The following is a 19,111-nucleotide window of genomic DNA, read 5'->3' on the forward strand; positions in this document are numbered from 1 at the left end:
CTCCCCAGAATCCCCTGATGAAGTGCAGGCACAGTGGCGCGTCTGTCCACGTCCGCAAAGGGCATCGGCACTCTTTTCAACCAGTTCGGCGGAGGTTTTCGGCTCCGACCGGAATGATCAGATCGCCGGGATTGGTTCCGGAAAGGATCTGTTGATGGAGTTCCCGGAGCGTGACGCTCGGTTCGATCCCGAGTTGATCGATCAGGGATTGCCGGAGTTCGCGATACGTCGCCAGCGCCTCGGCCTGCCGATCCAGGCCGTAGAGCGCCGCGATCAGCAGTGCCCACAAGCGTTCGCGCAATGGGTGTCTGCGGACCGCAGCCCGTACCTCGACCAGGAGGCCGGCGTGGACCGAGAGCGAAAGGTCCAGGACCAGACGGTCCTCCAGCGCCGCGGTCCGGCGTTCCTCCAGCTCCGCGATCTCCTCGGAGCAGCTGGGCAGATCCTGCCCGGTTGCTACGGCACCTTTCCAGCAGGCGAGTGCCTCGGAGAGCAGTCTCACGCGATGCTCGCCATCCGGCAGGCAGGCCGCCGCATCCGTCAGGTGCCGGAAACGCAGCAGGTCCAGGTCCTCGGTGTCGACCCTGAGAACGTATCCCGATCCTCGAGTAACGAGAACCTGCTCGTTCGACGACGAGTTGAGCACTCTCCGTAGGTGCGAGATGCAGCCGTGGAGCAGGGCTTTGGCGGTCTGCGGCGGCTGCACGCCCCAGAGGTGCTCGATCAGCCGATCCGTGCCGACCATCCGATTGGCATTGAGTAGCAACACCGCCAGCAGCGTCCGCTGTTGCGGGCCCCCGATGTCGACCGGCCGACCGCATCGCCAGACCTCCAGGGGACCCAGCAGGCTGTATTGCGGTCGATCTGTCGTCGGAGGCTCGATCGTGGTCGATTGAAGGCATAGCTGCCGAAGCGTGTTCTGTGCCATGGTCATCAGTTCCCGAGTGTGCTTTGGACGCGTGCGGTAAGCACGCGTTTTGACTGACACCATTTCCCCAACGACCGCTTCAAGTGCGCTGTGGCTGGCCTGTGCCCCGCCCATCCGGGTGAGGGGGTTGACAGTGTTTCTGCTGTGGTTGTTGAACCACTACGGACTGTGAGCCGTGTCAGTGGCATGGTCAGTAAACTCGATCGAATGGTCCTTGAGCATGCTAGGGAGCCGGCCGACCTGGTCGGTACGATCACCACCGCGGCCCGGGATGCCGCGGCTGACGGCGCCTACCGCGAGGCAGCCGCTCACTATCGCTTGGTGCTCGAAAGCGCCGGTCTCCTGACGCCCGGAGAACGTTCACGCCTCCTTACGGAGTACGCCAGGCTGAGACTGGACCGATCGAGAGTCGACATCGACCGTGGCGCCTGGGACGACGCCGTAGAAGCTGCGTCCGCGGTCCTCAGAACCAGCTCGCTCCCGCATCGATGCACGGCGCTGGAGTTACTCGCCCGCGTGGGGAGCAGGCGCGGCGAAGCCAGCGCAGCCGATCTGGTCGCGTCGGTCGTTGCCCACAGCCACGAGAGCGGAGACCTGGAGTACATGGCGCGGGCAGCCGCTGTCGCTGCGGAAGCCGCCTGGCTGACCGGCGATCATTCAGCCGTCGCCGGAATCGCACTCGGTCCGTTCACCGATGCCTACCACGTGGATCTGCGGAGCGTCTGGCCAGAGCTCGGGTACTGGTTGACGCGTGCTGGCCACATCGTCGCGATGAGCACGGCTGGCGGACCGTTCCAGCTGCTCGCGTCAGGGAATTGGCGGGAGGCGGCCGAGCTGTGGGCGAGAGCCGGCCGCCGCTACGAGACGGCGATGGCCTGGTCTGAGAGCGACAGCCCCGAGCATCTACTGAAGGCAGTCGAAGAGCTGGATTCGCTCGGAGCGAAGCCGCTGGCCCGGATTGCAGGACAACGGCTCCATCAGCTCGGGATCGGCCAGATATCCCGTGGCGCAGCAGTTCCGCAGAACCATCCTGCCGACCTCGATCATAGTGAGTTCGAGGTCCTCAGGTTGCTCGTCGAAGGCCTCACAACCGACGAGATCGCACGCCAGTTGACGATTCCGGTTCCGGCTGTCGACAAGTACGTTGCTGTGGTGATCGACAGATTGTCCGCGGGGATTCTGGGTCAGCCGGGACAGGTGATCCCCCAAGCAGCACCCCAGAATCCGGCCGATCCCGTGTGCGAGGCTGCCGGTTATGAGTTCCACGGATGAGGAAGTGGCCGAGCGCCGGCGTATCGACGACCTGTATCGCCAAGGGCGCGAGCATGAGATGCGGTGCGAGCTCCTCCCCGCCCGCAGGTTCCTGGAACAGGCGCTGGTAGCGGCATCGGCGATCGGCCTGACGGTCATGATCCGGAAGGCCGAGTACCTCCTCGGCGTCGTCAGCCACAAGGAGAACAACCTGCCGGCCGCCCGGCGTCATCTCGAGACAGGCCTTGCGATGGCGCTCGCAACCGGGGACCGCGAAGCCGAGGCGTATGCCCGGCAGGAGGTCGGCTTCCTGTTCCTAGGCGAGGGGCACCCCGGGGCAGCCCATGCCGAGTTCCTTCAGGTGCTCGGGTTGGCTCCGGGCGTGGGCATCATCAACTTGACCGGGAACGGGCTCAGCGGGCTGGGCGTTGCGTTCCTGGCCAATGGCAAGGCACCCGAGGCCGTCCCGCTGCTGCTCGGCGCTCTCGGAATCCGCACCGAGATCACCGATCTCGAGCAGCAGCACGTCGACCTCGTGCACCTGGCCCACGCGGCCCTTCTCCTCGGCCACCGGACGATTGCGGCAAGAGTGACCGGATTTCTTGCCTGCAGCCAGGACACGCGACTGGGCATGTACCCACACGATCGCCGGACCTTCGCCGGTCTCGTCTCGGCAGTAGGCACCAGCGAGGCGGCGACCGGCTTCGAGGAAGCTCGTGCTCTGGTCGCCGCCCTCACCGAACCCGCCGTCGGATAGTCCCGGATTTCGACTACGGCGGGGAGCTACCCGGCCGCACCGATGGCCGCATGGAAACCGATCTGGGTGCTCTGCGGATAGTCCGCCGGAGGCACATCGATTTCGGTCATGTGCTCGACATAACGGCGGTACTGGCGCCGTGCCTCGCCGAAGCGGCCTGATTCCTGCAACATCGCGACCAGATCCACATGCGTCGATTCGTCGTAGGGATCCTGCCGGAGGAGGCTCAGATAGGACCAAGCCGCCAGGTCGATGTGCCCGGTCTCCCTTGCCGCAGCACCGTGCGCCCGTAATACCGCCGAGTGCATGGCCGACACCTCTTCACGCGTCTGCGCTGCCCACGACTCGTACAGGTCCTCCGCGCAGAAGTCGCCGGTGAATTCCGCTACCGCGAGCTGCAAGGAGGTGAGCGCTCCCGAGCCGGTTCGCCGCCACTCTTCCAGCGCCGCGCCTGCCTTCTCCATGTACCGCTCGACGTCCACATCGACGACGGAAAGATCGATCTGAACGATGTTTCGATCAGAAACCACGGCCGGATTGATGTTCCCGTCCACTCGCGACCCGTCCAGTACCTTCCGCAGTGTGGTCAGAACGACGGACAGCCGGTTGCCCACCACCTCGGTGTCGTCAGGCCACAGCAGGGAATGCAGCTCTTCACGGGTGATCGGCCGCCCGCGCCGGGACAGCAAGATCTTGAGCACGTCGCGTGCCTTCTTCGACTGCCATTCGGTCATCGCCACCACCGAGCCTTCACGGATCACCTGGAACTTGCCAAGCGCATCTATTCGGAGCGCGGGAGTGAGCCGAACCTTGGCCAGATCGTCCGCGATGCCGGTCCATTCCGGCTGGACACCCAGCCGCCGGAGCTCTTCGACCACCGCCGCCGCCTGTTTCCGCTCCGCCCGCAACGTCGCATCCAGGAGTCTCGCCCTGGCCGCCTGAACGGTGCTGCCGAGGTCGGTCCAGATCGCGATGGCGTCGGTGAGCTGCCGTCCTCCCAGATCCGGACGGGCAGAGGCCGCCAGCTCCAGCGCCTCGGCCAGTCCAGGTGCATCCCGGCGCCGGCGAGCAGCTGTGATGGTGACCTTTGCGAGCGCCTCTGCACCTTCCGAATCACCCTTCAGGAGGGCGATCCAGCCCTTCGCGAGGCAAGCTTCGTTCCGGCCTTGAGCGTCGCCGGTGTCGACCGCCAGATCCACCAGGACGGCGGCCGCATCAAGGTCGTCCGCGGCGCGGACCCGGGCCAGCCCAGCCAACGCGACGGCCAGGCTCTGCTGGTCGCCGCTCGCCTGAGCGTGCTGTACCGCTTCCTCGTACGCCGATCGCGCCTGAGCGACCTGCCCGCGCATCCGGTGGATCATCCCGAGTCCTGCCAGCGGGTCGGCGATCCGCCGCGAGTTCATCGCCTGATACGCATCTCGCGATTCGCTGTACATGGCGAATGCCTCGTCGTACTCGCTGGCCTGGGTCAGCGCTTCGGCGAGCCGGCAGCGGGCCTGCGGCCGGACAATCACATAACCGGAGCGATCGATAAGTTCCAAGGCCCGCCGCAGCTCGGCGATTCCCTCGGCCGTGATGCCCTGGTAGACCAGCCGGGTGCCCCGGGCGATGCTCAACCTGATCCTGCTCAGCACGTCGGTACCCCGCTCGGCGGCCTCGACCGCGAGACCGTGCCGGCTGTCGGCCTCGCACCAGTCCCCGACACTCGCGGCAAGTTCGCTGAGCACTCCGTGGCTCGCGGTCAGGGCTCCGGTCGACTTCGACCGGAGCGCCGACTCCAGGGACAGAGCAGCAGCCTCGCGGGCAGCACCGGTGCAGCCCCTGGTGGCATGAAGCGCCGCAGTCCACGCGGTGAGGATGGCGAGGTCCTCGGGATCCTCACCGTCGGTCCGACCACGGGCTAGCAGTTTTTCCGCAGCGTCGTTCTCACCCAGCAGATATGCCGCCGAACCGGCCCGCCAGGCGAGCCCGGGATCGATTGAACCGGTCGCCGGGACCAAACGCTGAAACTCCAGCTGAGCCTGATGCCAGTCGCCCGTCACCAGATGCGCCATCGCGACGACCGGAGCGATCCGTGCGTCGTCCAGCAATTCGGGGACCCGGTCAACAGCCGCCAGGAGGAGCCCGGCGTCTCCGATGTCCAGCAGATGGCTGGCGTTGGCAGTCACGAACTGAACTGTCCTGGCCCGGTCAGAAGACCGGATTGCTTCGGCGAGAGTCGCCGATACGTCGTAGACCTTCGTCATACGACACCCCCGTCAGTGTTGTAGGAATGGTGGCCGCCGGCGCCGCGGCGCGCACAGTCGCCTCGATCTGGTGCCATGGCAGGCCCGGTGGCAGGCCGAACATGACGATGTCGGCGACCTCGTCCCAGGCCGCCAGACCGGCGCGGACCTGATCCGGAGTACCGCTGACGGTCAGCTCGTCGATCAACGCCTGTGCGCGTTCCGGGACGATGCCGCTGAAAGGGCTGGGGCTCGGATTCGCGGCGTGGATGGCCTGAACCGCGTCACCGTGGCCTTGGCGGACCACAGCCGCCGAGTAGTGGGTGCCCATCGCGCAGAGGTACCAGACGATGCCGCTGGAGACAGCGGTCCGTGCCGTCTTCGGATCGGCGGCAGCGACGGTCAGAGGGCCCGCGGCAACAGTTATCGGCCGGCTGAACTGCCAAGCACGCTCCGCGAGGCCGAGCCGGGTCTGGCAGGCCGGGAACCAGCCGTCGGCCAGATCTGAGGTCACCTCGACCGTACGATCACCGATCGCCCCGAGCCAGATCGGCAGCTCAGGGATCGCCGGCAGTCCCAGTGCGAGCGGCCGCGCGATCAGTTCGTGCGCTTGCCCCGGTACGTCGTACTGGGCACGTCCGCCGTTGAGCAGGTGCCGCACCTCGCGGGTGACCTCGCGCAGTCGGGCAGCGGGTCGTTCAAAGGGAGTCCGGTGGAATCCTTCGGCCAGGGCAGCCGTGCTGGTGCCCAGCCCGAGGACGAACCGGCCTTCGGTGAGACGGTGCAGTGTGGCCGCCGTCATCGCCAGGGTGGCCGGTGTCCGGCCCCACACGGAGAGGACGCCCGCTACCAGCGTGATCCGCCGGGTCTGCAGCCCGATCCGAGTGAGCATGATGGTCGAGTCCAGGCTCCAGGCCTCTGGCAGTGCGAACGCCTCGTACCCCAGTTCGTCGGCCAGCAGCGCGGTGCGAACGATGATGTCTTCGCGGGTCTCCATCGGCGTGAGCGCGATTCCGCGGCGTACGGCGCTCATCGCAACCTCAGTGTGCTGTGCAGACTCACAATGGTCCTTTCGTCCGGCAGCTCGATACCTGATCAGAGTGCCGGTGGACCGTTCAGCAAGTGTTCAGCGAGCGCTCAGCGGCCTCGTTTGGGTAGCGACGCCTCGAGCTCGGCCAGCAACTGATGGTCGGACGCGGACACGCCCGCAGCGAACAGGAGCTCGGCGCGCCCCGAGCCCAGCGTCCGGACCGCCGTCGAGCGGAGCGCCGCGATCCGCTTCGGGTCGACGAGGGAACTGGTGCGGTCGATCGGAAATCCAAGGGAACGGGCGAACAGCTCGGGGTCGGCGGCAGCAGCCTCCGCGAGTGCCCAGCGCCAGGCGGCGAACGGCCGCCGGTCGGGGAACACCTCGGCGATCGTCAAGGCCTGCGCGAGCAACTCGACGGTGGCGCGCAGCTGGCCGGCCCGGGCGTAGACAACACCGAGATACGACTTCGCGTAGACCGCAAGATCGTCACGCAGACCGTTCTCGTCGATCAGGCGATTCGCTGCGGTCAGCTCGACTGCGGCATCGATCCGTCCTTCCCGGATCGCAGCTAGTCCCAGCAGGCACGACGTCCACGCCTGCCCCCAGGGCGCGCCCTCCTCGGCGTAGAGCCGATGTGCGCGATACAGGCCGGGTAGCGCCGCAGCTTGGGCATCGGGCGACGGGGCGGCGGCATAACGGACGAACAGGCACCATGCGGTTCCGCCCCGGTTCTCCAGCGCTTCGAATCTGGTCTGGGCTTCCTGCAGCATCGTCGCGGCCAGGCCGTAGTCGAGACGATCGCTCGCGGCGCGGCCGACGGTGCCCAGCGCATGGGCCTCCAGCCGAGGGTCACCGGCAATCCTGGCATCCGACAGCGCGGCCTCGGCCTGCTCCCGGGCTTCCTCCAGCCGGTCGGCCTGAATCAGCAAGGACGCCAGGCCGATCCGGGCCCGGGACCGCGGTCCGGGCGCAGGATCGAGTGCCAGCGAGCGGCTGAGGCGATCGATTCCCTCGGAGCTGGACGCGCGGATCCACCAGTACCAATACAGCCCACCGGCCAGGATCGTGGCATCGTCCGCCCGCCGGATCCGGAGTGCATGGTCGTGAGCGGCCCGCAGATTGGCGATCTCCTTATCGGCCCGGGCCAGCCAGCTGGTCGCCTCCGGCCCGGCCGCATGCTTACCGATCCTGAGCGCGACCGACCGATAGTGCAGCAGGTGGCGACCGCGGACCTCGACATCTTCGCCGTCGGACAGCAACCGGGCCGCTGCAAACTGCCGAACCGGCTCCAGGAGCCGGTACCGCGTCGGTCCGCTCAACGTTTCGGCTGTCACCAACGAGTGGTCGACCAGTCGGCCAAGCGCCGGCAGCACCCCGGGCTGCTCACCTGCCTCGGCTGGCACGACGGTTTCGGCCGCGGCCAAATCGAAGTCGCCGACAAAGACGCCGAGCCGGTGGTAGACCCGGCGGGTATCGGGGTCCAGCCGGCGATCACCCCAGTCGAAGACCGCCTCCATTCGCTGCTGACGTTCCGGTCTGCTGCGGTCACCGATGGCCATCAGCTGGTCGAGGCGGTCCGCGATATCGGCCGTCGACAGCGTGCGGGTCCAGGGCGCGACCATTTCGATGGCCAACGGCAACCCACCCAACCGCCGCGCTAGCTCGACGGCTTGCCGGTCGCTGCGGAAGTCCGGGTTCACCGCGGCGGCCCGCTCCGCCAGCAGCTGGACCGCACCGGACTGCTCGCCGTCGGTGGCCAGCGGCCCCACCGGCCAAACCCACTCGCCGACGATGCCCAACGGCAGCCGGCTGGTAGCCAGGACGGCGCAGCTGGGCGCCGCGTCGAGAACCGCGTCAGCCAGCTGCCCGGCGGCGGCGAGCACATGCTCGCAGTTGTCGACCACCAGAAGCATCTGCCGGTTCTGCAGCGCCCGCGTCACGGTGTCGATCGGTGGCCGGATCGGCTCCTCGTCGAGCCCCAGTGCCATCAGCGCGGCCGCGGCGACCATGTTCTCGTCGATCACCGGTGCGAGGTCGAGAAACGCGACCCCGTCCAGCCATCGGTCCTCCAACCGCCCGGCCACCTCGACGGCCAGCCGGGTCTTGCCGGCACCGCCGACACCGGTCAGGGTCAGCACCGCACCGGCCTCGACCCGCCCCACCAGTGCGTCCAGCTCGACCTCTCGCCCCAGCAACGCAGTCCGGTAGCGCCGTGGCGCACGCGCGACGACCACGCCGGCAACGGATTGACCCTGTACGACGGGAGGCGCGGCCGTACGCCGTACCAGATCGTCCAGTCCTGGGCTCTGATTGAGGATCGCGACTTCGAGCCTGCGCAGCTCGACACCTGGTTCGACTCCGAGTTGGTCGGTCAGCTCGGTCCGGACCCGCTGGTAGGAGCGCAACGCGTCCGCCTGGCGTCCACACCTGTACTGGGCCAGCATCAGCAACCACCACAGCCGCTCGCGCAACGGATCGACGACCAGGGACTCCTCCAGCAAGGCGATCGCCTCCTTGGCCCGGCCCACCCCGATCAGCGCTTCCAGGTAGAGCTCGGTTGTTGCCTCCCGCAACTCATTGAGGCGGGCCAGATGCGGCTGCGCGAAGTCGGCATCGGCCACATCGACCAGGGCCTCACCGCGCCACAGGGCAAGCGCCGCCGTCGTCAGGTCGACAACGGCGGCAAGATCGCCGCTCCGATCCGCACTCCGCGCCTGCTCCGCCAGCTGCTCGAATCGCTCGCTGTCGAGGTGGTCGGCCGGACTGTCAATGCCGTAGCCGGGACCCCGTCGTACCAGCAGATCTGCCCCGACCAACTCCCGTAGCTGCGACAGATAGTTTCGCAAGATCCCAGTCGCAGTGGCTGGTGGCTGGCCGCCCCAGAGGTCGTCGATGAGCTGGGGACCCGTCCGGTACTGCGTACGGTGCATCAGCAGGTCGATCAGCAGCGTCCGCAGCTTGCCGCCGCTCGGCTCCACCCGACGCCCGTCCCGCAGAACCTCAAGAGGCCCCAACACCCTGAACTCCACTTGCGGACCATTCATCGTGGCACGAGAATACGACGAAGTACCCCGGTTACCCTGTGCATTTGCTCCTCAGCCGGCACCTGACGCGGCGGACGCTGCTGATGCCGGAGTTCCGCTTCATGTGCTGGGACAGTGCCGCCACAGCCCGAGTCGACGGCTGCTCAAGTTGTTCGGACTCTCGCACCTGGCGGGCACCGTCCATCTCCCAGATCAGAACGGTGCCGTCGGCATCACGCCAGATGATGTCGCTGCGGCGATCCTGGTTGGTATCGGCCAGACCGATGATCTGCCAGCTGAGGGGCACGTGGGCGCCTGGCTGATTGCCTCTCGTGGGGTAGACGGTGCGCCAGCTGGAACCGTCCAGCCAGATGGCGAGGGAGCCGTCGCGGTGCCGCCAGAGGATGTCGGCGATCTCGTTGCCGTCGAGGGTGCCGACCGCCTGGAGCTGCCAGTCGCCGGCCAGATCCTGGCCACCGGGAGTTGCCTCGCCCACCATCTGCGCGCCGTCCATGTACCAGATGGTGACCTGGCCATTGGCGTGCCGCCAGACGATGTCCGAGCGACCGTCACCGTTGAAGTCACCCAAGCCCTTCACCTGCCAGTCCAGCGAGGTCGATACACCTTCGTTCTTGTGTGTCGGCCTGGCAGCGTTTCCGCGTTCACCGGCGAACCAGATCTCGAGTTCGCCGTTCGGGTGACGCCAGACCAGGTCAGCCCGTGAGTCTCCGTTGAAGTCGCCAGAACCCGCCGCCTTCACCGTCAGCGGCATGACGCCCGGCACTGTTGACCTGGTAGCCGTGAGATCTACCTTGCCCGCGGCATCCAGGAGCTGGACCTGGACGATGCCGTTCGACGTCCGGGTGGCCAGGTCGGCTACCTGGTCGGCGTTGAAGTCCGCCGCTGCCAGGACTGTCGTGCTGGAGGCGACCAGGGGTTCTGGCTGCACCACACTGTGGATGGTCGAGTTGTACAGCTTCCACACGGACAGCCGGCCGGAAACCGGTGACCACCAAAGGTCGCTTCGCAGCGTCGGCGCGGACCGGCCACCGGAGAAGACCGTCAGGTCCGGCGTAATGACGTCACAACGGCCGTCCTTGTCAGCATCCCGGAGCGAAAGCTCCCAGATTCGCCGAGTGGATGTGTTGAGATACCGCCAGCCGGTCTTTGCCTTGTACCACCAGGTGATTCCGGTGGCCAGGAACTCGTCCTTCTCGCCATCGCCGTCGAAGTCGCACGACTTGCGATCATTCAGGCTCTGCACACCGAACAGGTTGTTCCAGGCCTGGAGGTTGTCGCCGTCGGTCTGGTAGATCGGAGCGTCGCCGCCGTTGCCGCCCAGCCAGAAAACGTTCTGGGTCACGTCAGCGCGGATGGTCGGCCGGCCACGGACGGTGATCGAGTTGCTGTCGTTGTAGTAGATCGTGTTGTACCGATAGTCGAAGTACTCGCCGGCCCGTCCGCACCATGCCTGCTTGCCACCGCAGGATTCGGAGCCGTGCACGTCCAGCATGTGGGTGTCCAGCCCGACCGGACTGTTCTGACCGCCCTCGGTCAGCACCAGGTTGCGATATGCGAGGTAGCCAGTACCTTCCTGGTGCCCGGCCTCGATCGCGTGCCGGTTGTAGTCGAAGACATTGTTCTCGATCACCGCGTAAGCGCCGGAGCCGACTGCGACGCCGTACCCTTCGCTACGGTAGCGGCGATTGTGGTGGATGAAGTTGTCATGTACTCGGACAGCCGTGGCGTTGTCGATGTTGACCCGGCCGGTATCACCCACCACCCAGACGCCCATTCCGTACCAGCCGTAGATCTCGCTGTTGTCGACCTCAATGTTCACCTTCGAGGCGATCCTGATACCGGCGGACGCGTCCGTGTCCACACTCACGATCCCCATGTTGCCGCCATCGATCCGGACACCGCTGATCCGCACGTTATCCCCTGCAACGACCAGGAAACTGGTCCGATCCCAGAGATTCGCGTCCCTGACGTAGAGCCGCGCCCCGGGATTCGTCGAGGTTCGCCCGCCGAAGATCCGGACACCGGCTGCGATGTCGATCCGGCTCCAAGGCGTCAGGTTGAGGTTGACGTCGGCCCAGAGCCGCACGACTGTGTTCGGGATCTCGACAGCCCGAACGAAAAGGTCGGCCTGGGTGTCGGACGAGATCGTCACCTCCTTCGGAGGTGGTGCCACCGTCACGGGTCTGCGTGCCAGCGAGCGGTTCGTGCCATCCAAGGAGGTCACCAAGAGCTGGTACTCCTTGTCCGCATTGGGAGTGAGGATCACGGTTCCTGTCGTCGGAACCGTCATCTTGAACTCGGGGACGGAGTAGATGCTGAGGTGCACGAAGTTGGAGCAGTTCGGTGGCAATGTCGCACTCCAGGAGACAGTGATGCTGTCGCCGAGGTTGATCGCGCCCGCGCTGACGCTGAATGACTGCACTTGCGCTCCATAAAGGCAGTCCAGTCCTGGCTTGTCCGCGTAGGCAGGGCTCGCCCATAAGTTGCCTGCCACAAGTCCTAGGCTGGTCACTAGGACTGCCAACCTGGATCCGGCTCGCGTAAGATCGCGCACCCTCGAAGACATCTGACTCCCATTCCCCTTGTCGCCTTCTTGAGGAACCTGTCATCCGGTCCTGGGAAGCCGCTGGGAAGCCGACCGGCCCACGGCTCTTCGCTCCAAAATGGGAGCGAAGAGCTGACTGACGGCTGAGCCACCGAGGGCGGGGTGTAGGCGAGGCAGGCTTCGGGGTCTCGGTGGTGACCGGGGAGAGCGGCAGCCGAGCTCATCCTCGATCTGGAGTTCGGGGAGCGCGGTGGCTCAAGTCGGTTCGGCGGCTCAGCTCACCACGGCCTCGCCGACAATCACTGGCTTCACGAGGCTTGGCATGCCGAGCCAATGGCGTCGCTCAACGCGCGTCAGCTGGAAGTGGCTCTGCAGCGCTTCCATCGTGTCGCGGTTGCAGCGGCACTGCTGGGCGAATGCCGCCCAGGCATCCGCCCAACGGTCCTGCCTCGCGGCACTCCGGGCATCATCGGCGCGTACATGCTCGCAGAATAGGAACCGTCCCCCCGGTTTCAGAACACGGCGCACCTCCGTCAGGACTGCGTCCACGTCCGGAACGGTACACAGTACGAACGTAGAAACGACCGTATCCACGCTTGCAGACTCGACCGGAAGTGAGCTCGCGACAGCCGGCATCAGCGTCGCCCGAGCGTCCTGGCCTGCCCTGCGCTGCAAACGTTCGAACATCCCAGGCACTGGCTCCGTGAGAATCATCTCCTGAACCGCATTGGGATAGTGCGGAACGTTCAGCCCGGTCCCGGCTCCGATCTCGAGCACACGCCCACGAGCGCCGCTCAGCAGGTCTGAGCGATGCCGTCGCATCCCGCGACGCTCCCCCAGCCAAACGAACGGATCATAGATCGCGGCCAAGGACTTCTGCGCGACGGTCGTCATCTCCTGCTCTCGATCAACATCGTCAATCGCCTCCCTTTCTCAAGAGATTCCTACTGCCAACCATGGTCATTGATCATGAGCTAAGCCCTACTCAGTAATGCGCATCGAATACTCACATCTGACGGTCCGATGCGATTTCGGTTGCGTCGGGCCCCTTCGTGATGACTTCCTCCTCCCAGATTTTCTTGGATTTGGCGAGTTGGCGGACCAGACTCGGGAGCTTGGCCGAGCCGAAGAGCAGGATGACGATGGCGAGGATCACGAGCCACTCACCACCCTGGGGCATGCCGAGGTACGGGATCATGGGTACTCCTTCGGGCTAGGCCGAGCCGGCGTACTGGCTCACGCGATAGGTGGTCGAGATGCCGGCGACGGAACGTCGCGCGGACACAACGAGGTGCAGATTGTCGAGCGTTGACCAAGGGTGAACGAAACCGCCGTACAGACCCGGCTCTTGTGATGAGGTCACTTGAACCTTCTCGGGCGACCAAGGTCCGATCGGACTCGCCGAGGTCCTGGTCACGATGCGGTGGGTGTCCGCGTTCAGGTAGGACATCACCCAGGTGCCGTCTTTCAGGCGCCGTACCGACGGCTCACCGAAAGATCCGTCGACGATCGGGCTGCACGGCCTCCCCCACGCTCGTTCGTGCGCGTTCCAGCCTTGGTAAGCCGCCGGATCCAGCAGACTGTCCCAGCGCACGCGACGCAGCATCATGCCGCCGGGTCGTCTCTCGGACGGCACCGAGAACACATAGACCCATCGACCGTCCTGCTGCATCGTTCGCAACTGATAGGGGTCGTCATGAGTCGGGTTGTTCCACCACTTCACGTTGGTACGGCGGAAGTCGACGCCGTTGTCCGACGTGGCCAGTCCCGCGTAGCTCGACTGGTACGATGCTCCGTCCCGCTGAGCGACGCTGACGTACGAGATGACATGACGACCGTCCGGTAGGCAGATACCATCGGTCGGAAGTGCCGTCTCCTCCCACACTCCGTCGATGCCGACCCCCTGCCGTCCGCTTTCCATCCGGACCGCCGGTCGGTCGTGGACCACGCCGTCGAACACGATGACGCCCGGCTGCGTCCTTGACCTGAGCATCACCATCGGCATGGCCTCGCGGCCGTTCTGCGGCCACGGTGTTCCAAAAGTGTCACCGAGAAGGAACCGCACCTCCTCGTCGCCGACGGCGTACGGAACGCCTAGCTCGGAACCCACCACACCCCACCGGGTCGCAGCCTGGGTCCCGACACCGGTCAACCGGATCTGCAAGACCGCACCGCCCGGCCGTTCCGCTCGCGCGACGTGCGGGATCACGACGGCCAGCCCGGCGGCGGATGCCGTCCCCAGGAACGCTCGACGCCCCAACTTCATATGCCTTGCCCCACTTTCTCTCCAGGTACCAGGACGCTAGGAAACCCCCCTGGGTAACCGCTCGGAGAACATGAGTTGACTGTTCTCTCCTTCAACTAGCGTGAAGGTCACCTGTGGGTTCCGCGTCGGCGAATCCAGCGGATTCCCAGGGGCAGGCGGGATGCTTCGAGCCAAAGTCAACCCGCGGAAGGGAAGCGATGTCTCGAAGAGTGCTTCGGATCGGCCTGCAGTTCTGCGTTGTCCTGCCGCTGACGTTCCTGATCGTCAACGCTGGACCACCCGCGCGCGCCGCCACTGTGGTTCAGCCACAGACGGGCGTACTGATGGTGAGTGCCGCTCCCGGCAAAGCCAATCAGACCACTGCGACGAGCGACCGTGAGTCGGCCCTCGCGCACGACGAGTCGGACAGCATGATCCCGTCGTCGGGCTGTATCGCAGTCGATGCCAAGACAGTCCGCTGCCCGATCCTCAATCTCAGCAAGCTACGGATCGACCTCGGCGACCTCACGACATCGTTGCGTCGAGCATCGTCTGTCCCGGAATCGTGTCCGAGCTCAACGGCGACACCGGCAGCGACACGCTGCGAGGTCGCGGTGGCGACGACAACCTGTTCGGCTTCGCCGACGGCCAGTTGACAGCTGAGACAGACAATGCCGTTCACGATGGCGGGGGCCGCAACGACCGGATCGACGACGGCCAACTTCCGCGCGACCGCGGCGTCCGGGAGCACTCTGTCCCTCGCCTGAGACGCGGCCCAGGACAATTTTCGGTGTCGTCGGGTACCACGTCACCCTCGACGCTACCTTCGCCCAGGTACGACGTACCGCACGATCCTCTCCACCTTCGACGCACGCGGCAGCTGCGCCCTCACCATCACAGGAGATACCTCATTGCGGCTATGAGACCTGATCAACAACGAGGGGTTCTCGACCCCGGCAGCACCCACACCGTCACGGTCGCGGTTCAAGACACCGCTGGCCACGACTCAGATCTCAGCAACGCCCTCACGATCGCTGTCCCCAGCACGCCTACCGGCCGCCTGCGAGCGGACTGCCATCAGCAGTCCGCTCGACCACGCCAGGCGCACACAATGGAAGTCGTCACGCCCCTCGAGCTCGGCGAACAGGCGCTTGACCGAGTCCTCGTGACCCTCCGGCCAGCCGACCTGTGGAGAGAGATCGTCGATCAGATAGATGCCACCCCAGGCAACGAGATTCAGGGCCTGCTCCAGGTGCGTAGACTTTTCCCGGCCGGGTGTCTGCGAACACCAAGTCGAAACGAGGCCCGGCGTACGCTTCGAGCCATTTCCCACCATCGCCGGTCACCAGTTTCAGTCGAGGATCGTCTCCCAATTGCTCGCTCGCAACCGCCGCAACGGCCCTGTCAAGCTCGACCGAGACCAGCTGGGAGGTCGAATCCATCCCGCTCAGCAGCCACGCCGTACCCTCACCCACCCCTGTACCAAGCTCGACAGTGCGACCGCCCGGTCGAGTCGCGGCCAGCACAGCCAACAAGCTGCCGGTGCGCTCGTCACAAGACATCACGAAGCCAGCATCGAGCGCTGCTGCACGCAACACAGGCAGCACAGTCGGGGCGTTCTGCGGAGTGTCATCCATCCCGGGCCCCCTCCAACATTCCGCTCATCGCTCACCATCATCCCTGGCCGACTGGGCAAATTGGAGGTTGCTGATGACCGTAACCAGCAGCGGATGATCAGGAGCGACATGCTCGGCAAGCACGCTCAACGCACGTTGGTGGAACGAGATCGCACCGGACACGTCGCCTTGGCGACGACGAATCGTCCCTAGCGTCGTGAGTGTCGGCGCGAGTTCGGGATGCTGCTCCCCCAAGGCCCGTTCCTTTCCAGAAAGTGCACGCAACGCACGATGCTCCGCGACCGCCAGATCACCACAGTCGAGCGAGATGGTCGCGAGGTTGCCATCTATCACCGCAACCTCATAGTGATCAGGCCCCAGGAGCTCGGTGAAGACTTCCCGACTTCGGCTCAGTAGTGATTCGGCCTCTTCGCCGCAGCCGCTGTCAATCAGCAAGGCTGCTAGCGCTCCCTCATCGGCGGCTACAGCAACGGGATTCGGCTTGAGCGTCCTGCGGATCGTCAGTCCCTGACGAGCCCACTCCACGCCTTCTGTCGGCCGGCCACACGCATGCGCGAGTCCACCGAGGTTGTGATAGATCACGGCGGCGAAGGCTGAATCCCCAGCAGCCGTTGCGTAGTTCAAGGCGTCCCGGTAGTGCCGCTCAGCCTCGACAAAGCCGCCGGTGTACTTCAGCGTCATAGCCAGATCATGCCGAATAGCCGCGGTCTCTGGAGAGCCCGAGCCGAACTCCTGAACCGCCAAGTCCAGCGCTTCCCTGTATGTGGACACCGCGTCCCCCCAACGGCCTGCCGATCTCTCCGTCTTGGCGCGGCTCGACAGGAGCCCAACCTTCGCACCCCCGTGATCTGTCGAGTCGGCCGCGAGTTTCCAAGCGATCGCGGCCTCGCTCCAGGACGTCGAAGCAGTGAAGAGTCGCGCGGCCGCTACAAGCGTGTCGTACCGCTCCTTGCTCTCCAGATACGCAGCCGCCCGCAGTGCAACAATTCCTGCCGCATGCGTGTCATGAGCCGCCAATGCCGTGGCCTCTTCAATGAGCACCACAGCCTGGCCATCCTGCGGTCTGTCGCTCATTCCAGCCGGCTATCTCGCACGACCGACTCATTGTGGTTCCCACCGCAACCATTCGGCGGACACGGCTCAGGATCTTCAGGAGGATCATTGGGCTCCTCGTCCATCCGACGAGCCAAACTCACAGAGCCCCGCGCAGCATCGAGCGTGACCACGACACCGGGCGACTGCACAACCAAGGCAGCGATAGGCCCCTAGAGACGCGACCGCCCGCAGCCCCCAGAGACGCGACCACCCCCAGGAGCGATGTGAGGCGCATTCCATCCCGGGCCGCCCGCTCGTTGTGGTTGGTTCCGCACTCGGCAACCGTGCAGATCACACGTGCCGAGGATTCACTGACTCCAATCAACTGGACAGCAATCCCGGCAGCAACTGCGAGCGATGCGATCCGCAGCGTGCGCACAGAACCTTGTCCGGCAGCTGCGTCAGTCCTGCCCGCCCTGACTGTCTCTGACATGACCCCTCGTTCTCGTTCGGTTGAATAGATTTCTGACCGCGACCTGTCCGGCGAAACTCAAGTGACGTCACTTGACGGGGTCGTAGACGTAGAAGGCGACCAAGCCTGCATACTCTCTCTAGGGCGACGCTGGGCAGATCCGCCCGGCCTGCTAGAGCAGGACCTGGTTGTGGTTCAAGATGCCTCCTGGGGGTTCGTGAGCGGGTTCTTCGCCTGCATTCGCAGGACCGGCACCGTTCCCGACGATTGCGCCGAGCATCGCGACGACTGCCAGCAACGCTGCGGTGATCTGCCCAATCCGCACTCTGCTCGTTCTCATCACTGCCTCCATCAGGTCGGTCAGGCACCGGTCAGGACGACTTCGTACTGATCTGCGGTAGGTGGTAGGCCGGTGTCGAACTTTGCGTTGACGACTGCCAGGGTGTCGCTGAACAGGGCGGCTGTGCGGGCGCCGATATCGCCGCGATATATGTCGCCGCGAAGAAACTCCTCTGTACATCAGTTCGTTCTCCTGTGCGTTCGCAGAGCGTCTTCGGCCCCACGCCAGGCCGCCACTTCTCAGCAGCGACGATGGATGGAAGACGTTCTGGTGCCCTGAAGGTTCTCTGTGGGCCGGTGACACACACCGTGCCGATCCACCCTGAGCGGGACAGCCCCTGTCCCCCATTCCTGCGTCCCAGCACTTTCACAGGTCGGAAGGCTAGGGTCCGGGCAAGGCGTTGGCTTGGCATTCTTGGAGGAACCATGCCGCGCGCAGCCCGCGAAGCAGAGCAGGTCGACCTGGGCAGCAGGTCACATCCACTACGGCGACGCCCCGCTGCTACGGCGACGGCAACGCGGCCGATGACAGGAATGGTGAAGTTCATGGAGCGACCAAGTGGTCGCCTTGCACCGCGACTAGCTGCTCATGAGTCCATGTCCACCCGATTGTCGCTGCTGAGCGATCACCAACTTGCTCAGATCGTTGCTGCCGGAGAGCCGCTGGAGTCCGGAATCGGTGGTCGGTTGGCAATGTTGGGGGTGGCCGGACGTCGGGTCTTCGTCAAGCGGGTCGCGCTGACGGACCTGAAAACTGCTCCCGAGCAACGCGCGATCGACGGCGAACCTGCTCCAACTTCCGTTGTTCTACGAGTACGGCGTGGGCTCGGCCGGGTTCGGCGCCTGGCGTGAACTAGCGGTGCATACCATGACCACCAACTGGGTGCTCGCGAACCAGTACACGGGCTTTCCGTTGATGTACCACTGGCGGATCCAGCCCGACTCCGCGCCGGAAGGAATCGCGGACGGCATGGGTGGTGTCGAGGCGACCGTCGCGCACTGGGAGGGTTCGGAGGCGGTCCATCGGCGAGTGGAAGCGATCGCCAGCTCCTCGCACAGCCTAGTCGTCTTCTTGGAATTCGTGCCGTGGACGCTTAGCAGCTGGCTCAATGACCATCAAGACCCAGGATGTACCCATGGACAGAGGAAGCCCTGATGAGCGGGGCTGACTTCATGAGCACATGGGGGGCTCGTCCACTTCGATGCCCACTTCAACAATCTCCTCACCGACGGCGAAGAGATCTACTTCGCCGATTTCGGCCTTGCCTTGTACCGCGGGTTCGACCTGCCAGCGCCCGAGTCCGAGTTCCTCTCACGCCACCTCTGCTACGACCGCGCCTATACAGGAGCTCATCTCCTCCGCCACCACCTGCCTGACGGCATCCGGATCGAAACCGACCATGAAGCATTCCTCAGGGACTGGACCGCAGGTCGAAGACCCGACGGTGTCTCGCCAGAACTGGCCAGCATCATCGACCGGCACGCTGCAACCGTCCTGACCATGGATGACTTCTACCATCGCCTCCGCACCCAGACCAAGAAGACCCTCTTCCCGACCACCGAGTTGGCCTAGGCAAACCAACATCCATCCCTCACCGCACTT

At 65.3% G+C, this 19,111-nt stretch carries 15 protein-coding genes; 4 read left to right on the forward strand and 11 right to left on the reverse strand.

Annotated elements, in window-relative coordinates; genetic code table 11:
- Positions 1 to 76: 76 nt before the first annotated feature.
- Positions 77 to 1,042: a BTAD domain-containing putative transcriptional regulator gene (locus OG474_RS00775; RefSeq protein ID WP_405060195.1), complete on the reverse strand. Its 966-nt coding sequence runs from the start codon at positions 1,040 to 1,042 to the stop codon at positions 77 to 79.
- A 93-nt stretch (positions 1,043 to 1,135) separates the two neighbouring features.
- Between OG474_RS00775 and OG474_RS00780 the strand changes: the two genes are divergently transcribed.
- Together OG474_RS00780 and OG474_RS00785 are read left to right on the forward strand one after the other, a co-directional pair.
- Positions 1,136 to 2,200, forward strand: coding sequence for a hypothetical protein (locus OG474_RS00780; RefSeq protein WP_405060196.1), 1,065 nt, complete (start codon positions 1,136 to 1,138; stop codon positions 2,198 to 2,200).
- Positions 2,184 to 2,936, forward strand: coding sequence for a hypothetical protein (locus OG474_RS00785; protein WP_405060197.1), 753 nt, complete (start codon positions 2,184 to 2,186; stop codon positions 2,934 to 2,936). The genes OG474_RS00780 and OG474_RS00785 overlap by 17 nt, the downstream gene beginning before the upstream one ends.
- 26 nt (positions 2,937 to 2,962) lie before the next feature.
- Here OG474_RS00785 and OG474_RS00790 read toward each other — a convergent pair whose 3' ends face one another.
- The 7 genes from OG474_RS00790 to OG474_RS00820 all read right to left on the reverse strand — a co-directional run bounded on the left by OG474_RS00790 (position 2,963) and on the right by OG474_RS00820 (position 14,046).
- On the reverse strand, positions 2,963 to 5,104 hold the full coding sequence (locus OG474_RS00790) for a BTAD domain-containing putative transcriptional regulator (protein ID WP_405060198.1): 2,142 nt from the start codon (positions 5,102 to 5,104) through the stop codon (positions 2,963 to 2,965).
- A 22-nt stretch (positions 5,105 to 5,126) separates the two neighbouring features.
- Complete coding sequence (locus OG474_RS00795; RefSeq protein WP_405060199.1) at positions 5,127 to 6,194, reverse strand: LLM class flavin-dependent oxidoreductase; 1,068 nt, start codon at positions 6,192 to 6,194, stop codon at positions 5,127 to 5,129.
- A 104-nt stretch (positions 6,195 to 6,298) separates the two neighbouring features.
- On the reverse strand, positions 6,299 to 9,220 hold the full coding sequence (locus tag OG474_RS00800) for an ATP-binding protein (RefSeq protein WP_405060200.1): 2,922 nt from the start codon (positions 9,218 to 9,220) through the stop codon (positions 6,299 to 6,301).
- Positions 9,221 to 9,266: 46 nt separating this feature from the next.
- Complete coding sequence (locus OG474_RS00805) at positions 9,267 to 11,801, reverse strand: right-handed parallel beta-helix repeat-containing protein (RefSeq protein WP_405060201.1); 2,535 nt, start codon at positions 11,799 to 11,801, stop codon at positions 9,267 to 9,269.
- Between the two features lie 252 nt (positions 11,802 to 12,053).
- On the reverse strand, positions 12,054 to 12,674 hold the full coding sequence (locus tag OG474_RS00810; protein WP_405060202.1) for a class I SAM-dependent methyltransferase: 621 nt from the start codon (positions 12,672 to 12,674) through the stop codon (positions 12,054 to 12,056).
- Between the two features lie 112 nt (positions 12,675 to 12,786).
- Complete coding sequence (locus OG474_RS00815; protein WP_405060203.1) at positions 12,787 to 12,978, reverse strand: twin-arginine translocase TatA/TatE family subunit; 192 nt, start codon at positions 12,976 to 12,978, stop codon at positions 12,787 to 12,789.
- A gap of 15 nt (positions 12,979 to 12,993) precedes the next feature.
- A complete protein-coding gene (locus tag OG474_RS00820; protein WP_405060204.1) occupies positions 12,994 to 14,046 on the reverse strand; it encodes a DUF4185 domain-containing protein in 1,053 nt (350 codons plus the stop codon).
- 197 nt (positions 14,047 to 14,243) lie between these two features.
- Between OG474_RS00820 and OG474_RS00825 the strand changes: the two genes are divergently transcribed.
- On the forward strand, positions 14,244 to 14,681 hold the full coding sequence (locus tag OG474_RS00825; protein WP_405060205.1) for a hypothetical protein: 438 nt from the start codon (positions 14,244 to 14,246) through the stop codon (positions 14,679 to 14,681).
- Positions 14,682 to 15,031: 350 nt separating this feature from the next.
- Here OG474_RS00825 and OG474_RS00830 read toward each other — a convergent pair whose 3' ends face one another.
- The 3 genes from OG474_RS00830 to OG474_RS00840 all read right to left on the reverse strand — a co-directional run bounded on the left by OG474_RS00830 (position 15,032) and on the right by OG474_RS00840 (position 17,509).
- Positions 15,032 to 15,361, reverse strand: a complete 330-nt coding sequence (locus OG474_RS00830; protein WP_405060206.1) for a hypothetical protein — start codon at positions 15,359 to 15,361, stop codon at positions 15,032 to 15,034.
- Between the two features lie 325 nt (positions 15,362 to 15,686).
- The gene (locus tag OG474_RS00835) at positions 15,687 to 16,736 is read right to left on the reverse strand and encodes a tetratricopeptide repeat protein (protein ID WP_405060207.1); all 1,050 of its coding nucleotides are present in this window, start codon (positions 16,734 to 16,736) and stop codon (positions 15,687 to 15,689) included.
- Between the two features lie 605 nt (positions 16,737 to 17,341).
- Entirely contained in the window at positions 17,342 to 17,509 is a 168-nt protein-coding gene (locus tag OG474_RS00840) for a hypothetical protein (RefSeq protein WP_405060208.1), read from the reverse strand.
- An 867-nt stretch (positions 17,510 to 18,376) separates the two neighbouring features.
- Between OG474_RS00840 and OG474_RS00845 the strand changes: the two genes are divergently transcribed.
- Positions 18,377 to 18,664, forward strand: coding sequence for a hypothetical protein (locus OG474_RS00845; protein WP_405060209.1), 288 nt, complete (start codon positions 18,377 to 18,379; stop codon positions 18,662 to 18,664).
- The last annotated feature ends 447 nt before the right edge of the window (positions 18,665 to 19,111 follow it).

Source organism: Kribbella sp. NBC_01505 (genome assembly GCF_045040285.1).
Lineage (GTDB): Bacteria > Actinomycetota > Actinomycetes > Propionibacteriales > Kribbellaceae > Kribbella.

What these genes read in the sequence shown, in the direction of transcription:
- OG474_RS00775 (WP_405060195.1), bottom strand. Translation starts at nt 1,042, where the DNA reads ATGGGCGGGGCACAGGCCAGCCACAGCGCACTTGAAGCGGTCGTTGGG.
- OG474_RS00780 (WP_405060196.1), top strand. Translation starts at nt 1,136, where the DNA reads ATGGTCCTTGAGCATGCTAGGGAGCCGGCCGACCTGGTCGGTACGATC.
- OG474_RS00785 (WP_405060197.1), top strand. Translation starts at nt 2,184, where the DNA reads ATGAGTTCCACGGATGAGGAAGTGGCCGAGCGCCGGCGTATCGACGAC.
- OG474_RS00795 (WP_405060199.1), bottom strand. Translation starts at nt 6,194, where the DNA reads ATGAGCGCCGTACGCCGCGGAATCGCGCTCACGCCGATGGAGACCCGC.
- OG474_RS00805 (WP_405060201.1), bottom strand. Translation starts at nt 11,801, where the DNA reads ATGTCTTCGAGGGTGCGCGATCTTACGCGAGCCGGATCCAGGTTGGCA.
- OG474_RS00810 (WP_405060202.1), bottom strand. Translation starts at nt 12,674, where the DNA reads ATGACGACCGTCGCGCAGAAGTCCTTGGCCGCGATCTATGATCCGTTC.
- OG474_RS00815 (WP_405060203.1), bottom strand. Translation starts at nt 12,978, where the DNA reads ATGATCCCGTACCTCGGCATGCCCCAGGGTGGTGAGTGGCTCGTGATC.
- OG474_RS00820 (WP_405060204.1), bottom strand. Translation starts at nt 14,046, where the DNA reads ATGAAGTTGGGGCGTCGAGCGTTCCTGGGGACGGCATCCGCCGCCGGG.
- OG474_RS00825 (WP_405060205.1), top strand. Translation starts at nt 14,244, where the DNA reads ATGTCTCGAAGAGTGCTTCGGATCGGCCTGCAGTTCTGCGTTGTCCTG.
- OG474_RS00830 (WP_405060206.1), bottom strand. Translation starts at nt 15,361, where the DNA reads ATGGTGGGAAATGGCTCGAAGCGTACGCCGGGCCTCGTTTCGACTTGG.
- OG474_RS00835 (WP_405060207.1), bottom strand. Translation starts at nt 16,736, where the DNA reads ATGAGCGACAGACCGCAGGATGGCCAGGCTGTGGTGCTCATTGAAGAG.
- OG474_RS00840 (WP_405060208.1), bottom strand. Translation starts at nt 17,509, where the DNA reads ATGAGAACGAGCAGAGTGCGGATTGGGCAGATCACCGCAGCGTTGCTG.
- OG474_RS00845 (WP_405060209.1), top strand. Translation starts at nt 18,377, where the DNA reads ATGACCACCAACTGGGTGCTCGCGAACCAGTACACGGGCTTTCCGTTG.